Source organism: Stenotrophomonas mori, assembly GCF_023556335.1.
GTDB classification, from domain to species: domain Bacteria; phylum Pseudomonadota; class Gammaproteobacteria; order Xanthomonadales; family Xanthomonadaceae; genus Stenotrophomonas; species Stenotrophomonas mori.
The window spans coordinates 21288-32287 of sequence record NZ_JAIKTS010000005.1 but is presented as its reverse complement, the minus strand read 5'-3'; the positions used below and the strand labels follow the sequence as shown (position 1 = coordinate 32287).

Genomic DNA, 11000 nt, shown 5'->3' with positions numbered 1-11000 from the left:
ACAGGCCCGTGCAGGCCCGCCCGTGGCACGGGCGCCATGGAAGGAAGAGAAACGTCGTACGGTCCGTGCGCCGCCCGCGGCGGCGCCGGTCAGCGCGCGGCGCTTTCGGCGGTGCCACCGACCTCGGTGGCGCCCGACAGGCGGAGCCGGTAGGCATCCGCACCGCCGTAATCGTTGATCGTCTTGAAGGCCAGCGCGGCATCGGCGGCGATGCCGTCCACCTGCAGCGTCAGCGTCTGTCCCGGCGCCAGCATGCCCGGGCTGGGCAGCTCACGGCCGGCGGCATCGGCCAGCTCGCTGAAGGACACGTGATAGGCGGTCGGGTTGGACAGCGTGAGCAGGGCGCCCTTGGCGTTGCCCTGGGCCGACCAGCGCACCGCGGCCGGTGCATCGGCGGCGATGCCGGACAGGCCGGTCGGGCGGAAGAACACCTTGATCCGCTGGCGCACGGCGATCTGCAGCTGGTTCTCGCCGGGCACCGCCTGCGGCACTTCCTGGACGTTGAGCCACATCACCGATTCGCGCCCGGCGGGCAATGCGTTGTCGCCGCCGGCGTACATCACCCGCAGCAGCTGCTGGCCGTTGGCCGGCATCCGCGCCAGCGGCGGCGTCACCGCGAACGGCAGATCGTCGGCATCGCCGGCCGAATGGGTCTCCAGCCAGGTCTGCACCAGCACCGGGGTGTCGCTGTTGCGCACCACGATGGTCGCTTCCTGGCGCTTTTCCTGCAGGATCATGCGCGTACCGCTGAGCGCGATGGAGGCCTGCGCCTGCCCACCATGGAACATGGCCGTTGCCGCGAGGCAGGCCAGGCAGGCATTCCTGAGTATCCGATGGGTATTCATTAGTTCGCTCCGGGTAGGTACCGCAGAAGCCCCGGCAGGGCGGACCGCACCTGCCGGGACCGCGTCCACGGTCAGTCGTAGGACAGTTCGTAGGCCACGGTGGCGTTGGCCTGGCCAGCGACCACGTCCGCGACGTCCTTGCCCTGCACCAGGGTGTAGTAGGCCTTCATCGGGATCACCACGTTGCCGCCGTTGAACGGCGCTTCCAGCGAGGCGCTGCCGGTGGTGAAGTCGAGCACCTGGTTGTCGTTGACCAGCATGATCTGCACGTTGGACGCGCCACCGGTCACCGCGATGCCCTTGCCCGAACGGGTCTGCGGGGTCAGCTTCAGCGCCACCTTGGTGCCCGACAGGCACTCGACCTTCAGGTCGATGGTCTTCTCGAACGCGGACATGCCGCCGCCGTTGACGGCCGGGTTGGCTTCGGTGCCCAGGGTGTTGGCCGAGACCGTACCCATGTCCACCAGCAGGTTCTTGCCGACGTTGGTCGCACCCGAACCGCTCACCACGCAGCTGTCGTTGTTGATGCTGCCGGTGAAATTGATGTTGCCCTGGGCGCCGACCGCAGCCTGCGAGGTGCCGGCAGCGAACGCGGAGAGAGCGGCAAGGCCGATAAACAGCTTCTTCATGATCAAATCCTCTTCAGTGGATGGAGATGCGGATGCCTGCAGGCGGAGATCCTCATGCGCCGTACCGTCACCGCGAAGTGCCCTTCTTCAAGCACGGGGAAAGTCTAGGAAGGCGCCGTGCGCCGGTGCGTAGGACGATTCCTAAACTGGCGCCGGGAGCGCAGCGGGCGCTTTCGGATTCGTCCTAGCCTTTGCGGCGGGCACGCTTCCTAGCATGCGTGGCATGCACACGGCCCATCCCTCGAAGAAGCTGCAGGCGGAAACGCCCCCGCGCATGCCCGGCATCCTGCTGTGGCTGGCCGCGGCGGCGCTGATCGCGTGTTCGCTGATGGCCGCGTCCGCCTACGTCTATACGGTGCTGACGGTCGGTGTCTCCGAGTACCGGCGCCACCTCAACGACGGCGCCTACAAGGCGCAGCTGTACCTGGACCAGCGCGAAGCGCTGCTGCGCGCCATCGCCGCCACCTCGGTCCGCGGCGACGGGCTGGAGACACACCCCGCGCACGCCGGGCACGACGACCCGCAGCTGCAGCCGCTGTCGCTGCCGGAACCGCAGGGCACCCCGCCGTGGCAGCTGGCGGTGACCCGGCGCATGCTCAGCGGGCTGGCGCTGGCCGACGTACGCCTGATCCACACCACGGTCGCGCCGCTGCGCAGCCACGTGCTCGAGTTCGACGCCGATGGCGCGCCGCATTGGCGGGAACTGCCGGCCGCGCGCATTCCCCCGGCCATCGCCTCGATGCCGCTGCCGGACCACGAACGGCGGCCGATCACCTGGCTGCGCCAGCCCGGCAGCGAGGCCCCGCTGCTGGCGGTGTACGCCCCCATGGACCGGCGCAACGCCGGCAACGGCTGGATCGGCCTGGAACTGGAAGCGCTGCGGCACCGGCTGTGCCTGCCGGACATGCCCGACGTCGGCTACATCCTGCTCGACAGCCAGGGCAGCGTGGTGCTGCGCAGTGCCCAGGCGCCGGCCCACCTGGCCGGCCTTCAGGACGACTATTTCGGCCTGCGCAACACCGGCCGCCTGCCGCACGACATCGCGCTGAGCAAGGGCATCGGCAGCGGCGGCCTGCGCGTCGTCTATTCGGTACCGGTACGCCGCCTGCTGGCCGACGTGCGCGGCACGCTGCTGCGCACGGCGCTGCTGGAACTGGGCTTCATCGTCCTGGTGCTGGTCGCCGCGCAGGCCGCACGGCGCCTGTTCCTGGTGCCGGCGCAGCGCCAGCACCAGGCCCTGCTGGAGAGCGTGGAGCTCAACCGCACGCTGATCGCCACCGCGCCGGTGGGGCTGGCGGTGGTCGACAACGACGACGGCATGGTGCTGCGCGAGAACGCGCTGGCGCGCCGCTGGATGGACCACGACGACCAGTGGCGCGCGCGCCTGGCGCGCCGCGAGAGCGCCCCCGCGCATGCCGACATCGACCTGGACGATGGCCACCATGTGCAGGTCACCGCGGTGCCGCTGGCCTACCGCGGCCTGGACGTCTCGCTGTGCGTGGTCAGCGACGTCACCGCGCGCAAGCAGACCGAGGCCTCGCTGGTCGCGGCACGGCGGATGGCCGAGCGTGCCAGCCAGGCCAAGACCCGCTTCCTGGCCACCATGAGCCATGAGATCCGCACCCCGCTGTACGGCATCACCGGCACCCTCGAGCTGCTGGAGGCGATCGGCGGCGACGAGCGCCAGAAGCACTACCTCGACCTGCTGCACCGCGCCGCCGCGGCGCTGGTGCGCACCGTGGACGACTCGCTGGACCTGTCGCGGATCGAATCCGGGCACATGGAGCTGGAGACGAGCGAGTTCTGCCTGCTGTCGCTGGTCGACGAGACCATCGCCGCCTTCGCCGCGCGTGCCGAGAGCAAGGGCCTGCTGCTGTATGCCGTGGCCGACCTCGCGCCGGGTGGCTCGGTGATCGGCGATCCGCGCCATATCCGCCAGATCCTCGGCAACCTGGTCGGCAATGCGATCAAGTTCACCGACGCCGGCCAGGTGGTGGTGCGGGTCAAGGCGGTCGAGCACGCCGACGGGCGCCCGCGCTTCCGCTTCCATGTCAGCGATACCGGCCCGGGCATCGAGCCGGAGTCGCTCGCGCACCTGTTCGAACCGTACTACCGCGCCGGCAGCACGCTGTCGCGCAACGTCCCCGGCACCGGCCTGGGCCTGGCCATCAGCAACCGTCTGGCCCGGCTGATGGACGGCACGCTGCAGGTGGTCAGCCAGCCGGGAATCGGCACCCGCGTGTCGCTGGAACTGCCGCTGCAGCGCGGCCAGGGCAACGCCGCGCTGCGCGGCCTGTATCCGCCGCTGCTGCGGCGCCCGGTCTACGTCGCCGGGCTGCTGCCGGAAGTGGTGGACAACCTGTGCCGGTGGCTGTCGCACTGGGGCGCCCTGGCGGTCCCCTGCAGCGGGCCGCGGCAGCGGTTGGAACCGGGCTCGGTGCTGCTGCACGCCTGGCCGCCGGCGCGCGAGCTGCCCGCCTGGAACGGCCGCCAGGTGGTGGCGCGGCCAGCCTCCTCCGGCCGCGAGCCGGAGGTGGCCGGCACCGCGTTGTCGGCCCCGGCCCATGCCCTGCTGGGCATCGGCTGGGCGGTGCACCGGGCGCAGCAGGAGCGCTCGGCCGCGGCCGGCGACGCCGCCGCCAGCCTCGGCCCACCGCTGCGGCTGCAGGTGATGGTGGTCGACGACAGCCCCATCAACCAGTCGATCGTGAAGGCGCAGCTGGCGCTGCTCGGCTGCACCGCGACGCTCGCCGACAGCGGGGCCGATGCACTCCGGCACAGCGGCCTGCAGGAGTTCGATGCGGTGCTGACCGACCTGAACATGCCGTCCATGTCCGGCTATGCCCTGGCCCGGACCCTGCGTGCGCAGGGCTACCGCGGGCTGATCCTGGGCACCAGCGCCGATGCGCTGCAGGACACCTGCGGCCGATGGCGTGCGGCGGGCATGGACGCGATGCTGGTCAAGCCGCTGTTCCTCTCCACCCTGCGCGGTTACCTGCAGGCCCTCCAGCGCTCCGAGGCCTAGGCCATGAATCCCGACTACCGCATCCTGACCCTGGACGACCATCCGCTGCAGTGCCTGCACGTGGAAACCGTGCTGCAGGGCATCGGCCTGCACAACGTGCACCATGCCTGCTCCGCGGCGGAGGCGATGCAGCAGCTGCGCCGCCACCGCCACCAGCTGGTGATCATGGACCTGGACATGCCCGACAGCGACGGCGTGCAGTTCCTCGACTGCCTGGCCGGCACGCCCCTGGAACCGTGGCTGGCGATCTGCAGCGCCTGCGACGGCACCATCCTCAAGAGCGTGGAACGCATGGCCCGGGCGCGCGGCCTGCCGGTGATCGGCACGTTTCCCAAGCCGTTCTCCACCCGCCATGCGCTGACGCTGCGGCAGCGGCTGTGCCAGGCACCGCCCCGGGTCCGCCGCGGCACCGGGAGCGCCGCCCCGCACGTGGATGCCGCGAGCCTGCTGCGGGCACTGGACAGCGGGGCCATCCACGGCCGCTTCCAGCCCAAGGTGGACGTGGCCAGCGGGCGCATCGTCGGCGCCGAGGTCCTGGCGCGCTGGCAGCACCCGCAGTCCGGCCTGATCGCGCCGGCGGCCTTCCTGCCGGTGGTCCAGCGCCACCGCCTCGACCGCGAGCTGCTGCTGCGCATGGTCCGCGACGGACTCGAGGCCCACGGCGCGTGGCACGCGCGCGGCCACGTGGTGCCGTTCTCGGTGAACCTTCCGGTACCGCTGCTGGAGATCCCCGACCTCCCCGACCAGCTCGCGGCGATGGTCGCGGACGCCGGGGTGGCGCCCGCCGATGTCGTCTTCGAGCTGCTGGAGGACATGCCCATCCATGCCGTGGACCTGTTCCATCGCGGCGTCAGCCGGCTGCGGCTGAAAGGCTTCGGCCTGTCGCAGGACGACTTCGGCCGCGGCTACAGCTCGATGTACAACCTGGTCTCCACGCCCTTCACCGAGATGAAGATCGACCGCGCCTTCGTCAGCGGCGCCTGGAACGACGAAGCCCGCCATGCGGTGCTCGGCTCAGCCATCGAACTGGGCCGCGAACTGGGCCTGACCGTCACCGCCGAGGGCGTGGAGACCGCCGACGACCTGGCCTGCCTGCGGCGGCTGGGTTGCGACCGCGCGCAGGGCTTCCTGTTCGCGCCGGCGGTGGACGCGGCACACTTCATGCGGCTGCTGGAGGACAAACCGCCTACCATCTGAGGCAGACCGCCGCCCTTGCCGACGTCCCGCATGTCCTCCGTCTCCTTCGCCACCGTCACCCGCCGGCTGCACCGCCAGAACATCGCCACCTTCGGCAGCCTGGTGCTGGCCCTCGGCATGGCCGGCCTGCTGGCGCTGGGCGCGCAGCATGCCGTCGAACAGGTGCGCGCCCGGCTCACCGCCGATTTCACCCGGCGCATGGAGTACCTGCTCGAACAGGAGCAGTTCCTGCAGCAGCTGCACGACCAGAATGCGCGCCAGCAGCAGCTGCCCGACCTGCCGTCCGGCGATGCCCGCCACCGGTTCGATTTCGTCCCCGGCACCGGCGGCGCCCCGGTGCGCCCCGCGCACGCCGCCGTCGGCGCCTACCTAGACCGCCAGTACGCGGCATTCTGGGCGTTCTCCTACTTTCCCGCCGCACCGCTGCTGGTGCTCGACGGTGGCGACGGCAGCGCCCTGCTGGTGCCCGACCGGCAAACCGGTGCCGCGCAGGCGGCGGCGCCGCCCTGGCTGCACGCCGCCAGGGACATCGCCCTGCGCGAAGCGCCGCGGCTGCCGGTGGCCGCCCGGGCCGGCCAGGCCCATGCGCTCACCCCGATGCGCTGGTTCGCGCTGCCGGGAGAGCCGGGAAAGATGCTGGGGCTGGCGCATGCCGGGTTCCGCCGGGGACGGGTGCCGTCGCTCACCGACGACGCGTCCCGGGTGTACATGGCGACCGTATTCAGCAGCGCGCGGCTGCTCACCGGCGGCGAGGACGACGCCCCCCCGGAACACCGTTTCTGGCTGCAGCGCGACGGCCGGCCGCTGCTCGGGGACGGCCCACCGCCGAGCGCGTCACGGGAAGGCTTCAGCCTGGCCCGCCAGGGCCTGGTGCTGACCCTGCACGACCGCAGCGGCACCTGGACCGGGCGCTACCGGGTCGCCTATGGCAGCTTCGTCGCGGCCAACGCCTGGCTGCTGGCCGCCGCGCTCGCGCTGCTGGCGCTGGCCACGCTCGGCAGCGTCGGCTATGTCCGCTGGTACCGCGTGCGCGTGCTGGAACCGGCACGCAGGGCGCAGGACGCCATCGTCGAGAGCGAGGCCTTCAACCGCACCCTGATCCAGACCGCGCCGGTGGCGCTGTGTCTGCTCGACCGCGACCAGGGCGAGGTGGCATTCGCCACCGCGCTGGCACGCGACTGGCTGGGACTGCAGCCCCCGGCACCGTGGCCGGTCCCGCCCACCGCGGTCTGGCAGGCCGTGCGGCAGGCGACCCGCCCCGGCGTGATCGAGCAGATCGACCTGGACGGCGGCCGCAGCCTGCAGCTGGCTTACGCCCCGACCCGCTACCAGGGCCGGGACGTGCTGCTGTGCGCCTTCACCGACATCACCGCGCACGCCGAAGAGCAGCGTGCGCTGGCGCGCGCGCGGGCCGCCGCCGACGAGGCCAGCGCGGCCAAGAGCACCTTCCTGGCGACCATGAGCCATGAGATCCGCACCCCGCTCTATGGCCTGCTGGGCACCCTGGAACTGCTCGCGCTGACCCGCCTGGACGGGCAGCAGGCGCAGCATGTCGCACGGCTGCAGGACGCTTCGCAGCAGCTGCTGCAGCAGATCAGCGACATCCTCGACATCAGCAAGATCGAAGCCGGGCAGATGCGCGTGGAGGTGGCGCCGTTCGACCCGCGCGCGCTGGTCCAGCAGTGCACCGCGGGCTACGCGGCGATGGCCCGCCGCAAGGGCCTGCTGCTGTTCTGCACGGTCGCCCTGGACGTGCCCGACACGGTCGCCGGGGATGCCCTGCGCATCCGCCAGATCCTGTCCAACCTGATCAGCAACGCGCTCAAGTTCACCTCCGCCGGGCACGTCATCGTGCGCCTGCAGTGGCGGCCGGACAGCGACGGCCGCTGCCGGCTGTGCCTGGAGGTCGCCGACAGCGGCAGCGGCATTCCCGCCGACAAGCTCGAACAGGTGTTCGCGCCCTTCAATGCCGTCCACCACAAGCCGCACACCGTGCGCGGCAGCGGCCTGGGCCTGTCCATCTGCCAGCGCCTGTCGCGGTTGATGGACGGCACCCTGGAGGTGGCCAGCGAGGTCGGCCTGGGCAGCCGCTTCACGCTGCAGCTGCCGTTGTCCGAGGCCGCCGCGGCGGCTCCGCGGGAGGCACCGCCGCAGCTGGACGGGCTCCGCCTGGCGCTGCGCACGCCGCACCCGGAACTGTCCCGGCACCTGGCCGCCTGGTTCGAACGCTGGGGCGCGGCGGTCGATGTGCTGGCCGTGGCCACGTCGCTGCCCGCCGCCGACGGACGGCTGCTGGTCGACGTGCAGATGCCGCCCTCCACCGCCGCCTGGCACGGCGTCCACCTGCGCCTGAACCCGCCGCAGGGCGAGGCCAGCCATCCGGAGATCGACGGTGGCAGCGTCGACAGCATCGCCCGTGGCCTGCTGCGGCTGCAGCAACCGCAGGCGCCGGCGGAGCCGCCCGCGGCGGCTCCGCTCCCGGCGCTGGGCCTGGACGTGCTGGTGGCCGAGGACAACCCCATCAACCAGGCCACCCTGCATGACCAGCTGCAGCAGCTCGGCTGCCGGGTGACGCTGGCCGGCGACGGTGCCCAGGCACTGGCGCAATGGAACGCGTGCGCCTGCGACGTGGTCCTGACCGACATCAACATGCCGCGCATGAACGGCTACGAACTGGCCCGGGCGCTGCGCGCCCAGGGCGCAGGCTGCGCGATCATCGGCGTCACCGCCAACGCCATGCGCGACGAGGAGCAACGCTGCCTGGACAGCGGCATGGACGCCTGGCTGGTCAAGCCGATCAGCCTGGAACGGCTGCAGCAGCTGCTGCACCGGTGGGCACCGCCGGCGGACGCTCCGCGACCGAACGGCGGCACGCCCGTTGCCCCGGCGGCGCCGGAGGCGGACACTGGGCAGGCCCCGATTCCGGAAAGGTACCGGCAGGTGTTCCGCACCACCATGCGCGTGGACATCGACCGGTGCCGCGAGGACATCGCCGCCGGCGACGCCGACCGGGTCAGGCAAAAGCTGCACCGCATGCGCGGGGCCCTGGCCACGGTCGGGCAGACGGCCATGGCGCAGGCCCTGGAGGCGGCCGAACAGCGGTTGCTGCACGAAGGCTGGAACGCGGAGCTGGGCGCGGAGCTTCTGGCGCTGTGCCAGGCATTGGACAACCTGGTCGCCGGCACCTGACGCTCTGCGCGGGGAATCGCGGCCGACAGGCAGGAAAGGACGGAACATGCTCAAGCTGCGCATCGTCATCGCCGACGACCACCCGCTGGTCCTGATGGGTATCCGCGAGGTGCTCGAACGCGACCCCAACGTGGTCGTGGAGGCCGCCGCGCACTCGCCGTCCGAGCTGATCCAGCACCTGGACCGGTCGGCGCCGGACGTGGTCATCACCGACTACCACATGCCCGACGATGCGCTGCATGGCGACGGCATCCAGTTCATCGGCCTGCTGCTGCGCCGCTATCCCGGCGTCCGGCTGCTGGTGCTGACCATGCTGTCCAACCCGATGATCGTCGCCTCGCTGTACGACGCCGGGGTCAGCGGCGTGATCCTCAAGCAGCACGACCTGACCGAGGTCAGCCAGGCCCTGCACACCCTGCGCCGCGGCCAGCGCTACTATCCGCCGGGATTCACCAAGGTGCGCCGCGGCGACCGCGAGAACCCGGTGCAGCAGCGCATCGACGCGCTGACACCGCGCGAGTTCGAGGTGCTGCGGCTGTTCGTGCAGGGCCATGCCATCGGCGAGATCGGCGAGCACCTCAACCGCAGCATCAAGACCGTCAGCACCCAGAAGACCTCGGCCATGCGCAAGCTGGGGGTGGAGTCGAACCAGGCGCTGATCGGCTTCTGCACCGAGCACGGACTGTTCCTGAACTGAGGCCGGCGCGCAGCCGCCCGCCCGCCGGGATCAGGGGTAGACCACGGTGACGGTGGCCGCCGCGCTCACCTGCCCCGGCACGACGCTCTCGGGCGGCACGCCCTGCAGGCGCACGTGCTGCACGGTGAACGGCAGGTCGAGGCTCTGGTTGGCGCTCGTCGGGCCGGCCTGCACAGCCACGTTGCTCGGCACCTCGTTGCCGGTCGGCGCCGGGCCGTAGCGCACCGCCGTGGTGGCGTTGCCGGCATACAGGCGCATGCCCACTGCAGCCCGCCCGGTGCTCAGGTAGTCGGTGGTCGACGCGGGCTGCTTGGCATCGGTGAAATAGACATTGAAGCGGGTTCCGGCCTCGCACTGGGCCGCGGTGAGGTGGAAGGTCTTCTCGCCGGCGCTGCCGGCCGTGCGCGGCGCGCCATAGGCGGCGACATCCTCCGGCGCCACCCCGTCCAATGTCACGTTCTGGTTCAGGCTGCTGGCATCGAAGCGGCAGGTCGGCAACACCGGCGCCGGCAGCACCGGCAGGCTCGACTGGCCTTCCAGCAGCTTCAGCGTGTTGTAGATGCCGCCCTGGCAACCAACCGCGGCGGCGCCGTCGATGTGGGTCGCATGCTGCAGCAGCACCTGGTAGTTGTCGCGGTAGACGAAGGCGCCACCGCGGTAAGCGTTGATGTCCAGCACCACCAGCTCGATACGGTAGTTGTTGATGGCCGTATAGTTGGTGAGGCTGGTGGAGCGCGCGGCCAGCAGGCCGATGTTGCCGCCCAGGTTGCTGAAAGGCTGCTGGTTCGGCCACTGCGACAGCGTGTTCATGGACGTGGAGAACTCGGTGGGCAGCCACACCGTGCGCACGCCCAGGCCCGGCATGCCGGTCAGCGGCAACGCACCGTAGCTGTTCGAATCCACGTTGCCGCTGCCACCGATCCCGATCGTATAGGCCCCGACCGAGCGCTGTGTGATCGAAAACAGGGCGAGCCCCTGCAACGAGGCCACGACACTGCCGTTTCTCAAGGTGCTGGCGTTCGAGGCCACGCCCCAGCTGCCCTTCGCCTGCGGCGTGGCGGCCATTGCATAGCAGGTCTGCTGGGCCGAGGCCGGCGCGGTCGCGGCGAGCGCCGCCAGCAGCACCAGCACCAGCGCCGCCAGGCGCGCGCGCAGCGGTTGCCGCGATGCGCGGTGGGTATGCAGAAACAGGGTCATTGGGGCACCTTCCCGGCCAAGCGGCCATCCAGCGCTCGCCGACGGGCCGCCACCGGTGCGGTGCCGGCAGCCGCGGAGCGAGCGGGTAGCCCCTGCGGTCGCAGGGGTACCGGTTTCAGATCGTCGGGAAGAAGTCTAGGAAGCGCGGCCGGCCACCGCCGTAGGACGATTCCTAAAGACGCCGCCGTGCCGCGTCACCCGCGGCCGGCGGCCTGGCCATG

The 11000-nt window shown here is 71.3% G+C and carries 7 protein-coding genes; 4 read left to right on the top strand and 3 right to left on the bottom strand.

What is annotated here, in order from left to right; all coding sequences use genetic code 11:
- Positions 1 to 89 precede the first annotated feature (89 nt).
- Complete coding sequence (locus K5L01_RS13095; RefSeq protein ID WP_250065024.1) at positions 90 to 845, bottom strand: fimbrial biogenesis chaperone; 756 nt, start codon at positions 843 to 845, stop codon at positions 90 to 92.
- Between the two features lie 71 nt (positions 846 to 916).
- Entirely contained in the window at positions 917 to 1474 is a 558-nt protein-coding gene (locus tag K5L01_RS13090; protein ID WP_250065023.1) for a fimbrial protein, read from the bottom strand.
- A gap of 223 nt (positions 1475 to 1697) precedes the next feature.
- Here K5L01_RS13090 and K5L01_RS13085 point away from each other — a divergent pair, with 223 nt between their 5' ends.
- Genes K5L01_RS13085 through K5L01_RS13070 form a run of 4 tightly spaced genes read left to right on the top strand, consistent with a single transcriptional unit; the run spans position 1698 to position 9582 of the window.
- On the top strand, positions 1698 to 4499 hold the full coding sequence (locus K5L01_RS13085) for an ATP-binding protein (RefSeq protein ID WP_250065021.1): 2802 nt from the start codon (positions 1698 to 1700) through the stop codon (positions 4497 to 4499).
- Between the two features lie 3 nt (positions 4500 to 4502).
- A complete protein-coding gene (locus tag K5L01_RS13080; RefSeq protein WP_250065019.1) occupies positions 4503 to 5696 on the top strand; it encodes an EAL domain-containing response regulator in 1194 nt (397 codons plus the stop codon).
- Positions 5697 to 5726: 30 nt separating this feature from the next.
- Positions 5727 to 8885, top strand: coding sequence for a hybrid sensor histidine kinase/response regulator (locus tag K5L01_RS13075; protein ID WP_250065018.1), 3159 nt, complete (start codon positions 5727 to 5729; stop codon positions 8883 to 8885).
- Positions 8886 to 8931: 46 nt separating this feature from the next.
- Positions 8932 to 9582 (top strand): response regulator, encoded by a 651-nt coding sequence (locus K5L01_RS13070; RefSeq protein WP_250065016.1) that lies wholly within the window; start codon positions 8932 to 8934, stop codon positions 9580 to 9582.
- 30 nt (positions 9583 to 9612) lie between these two features.
- On the opposite strand, the gene K5L01_RS13065 is transcribed toward K5L01_RS13070, so the two are convergent.
- Positions 9613 to 10779, bottom strand: coding sequence for a fimbrial protein (locus K5L01_RS13065; RefSeq protein WP_250065014.1), 1167 nt, complete (start codon positions 10777 to 10779; stop codon positions 9613 to 9615).
- Positions 10780 to 11000 lie beyond the last annotated feature (221 nt).

What these genes read in the sequence shown, in the direction of transcription:
- K5L01_RS13095 (WP_250065024.1), bottom strand. Translation starts at nt 845, where the DNA reads ATGAATACCCATCGGATACTCAGGAATGCCTGCCTGGCCTGCCTCGCG.
- K5L01_RS13075 (WP_250065018.1), top strand. Translation starts at nt 5,727, where the DNA reads ATGTCCTCCGTCTCCTTCGCCACCGTCACCCGCCGGCTGCACCGCCAG.
- K5L01_RS13090 (WP_250065023.1), bottom strand. Translation starts at nt 1,474, where the DNA reads ATGAAGAAGCTGTTTATCGGCCTTGCCGCTCTCTCCGCGTTCGCTGCC.
- K5L01_RS13080 (WP_250065019.1), top strand. Translation starts at nt 4,503, where the DNA reads ATGAATCCCGACTACCGCATCCTGACCCTGGACGACCATCCGCTGCAG.
- K5L01_RS13065 (WP_250065014.1), bottom strand. Translation starts at nt 10,779, where the DNA reads ATGACCCTGTTTCTGCATACCCACCGCGCATCGCGGCAACCGCTGCGC.
- K5L01_RS13085 (WP_250065021.1), top strand. Translation starts at nt 1,698, where the DNA reads ATGCACACGGCCCATCCCTCGAAGAAGCTGCAGGCGGAAACGCCCCCG.
- K5L01_RS13070 (WP_250065016.1), top strand. Translation starts at nt 8,932, where the DNA reads ATGCTCAAGCTGCGCATCGTCATCGCCGACGACCACCCGCTGGTCCTG.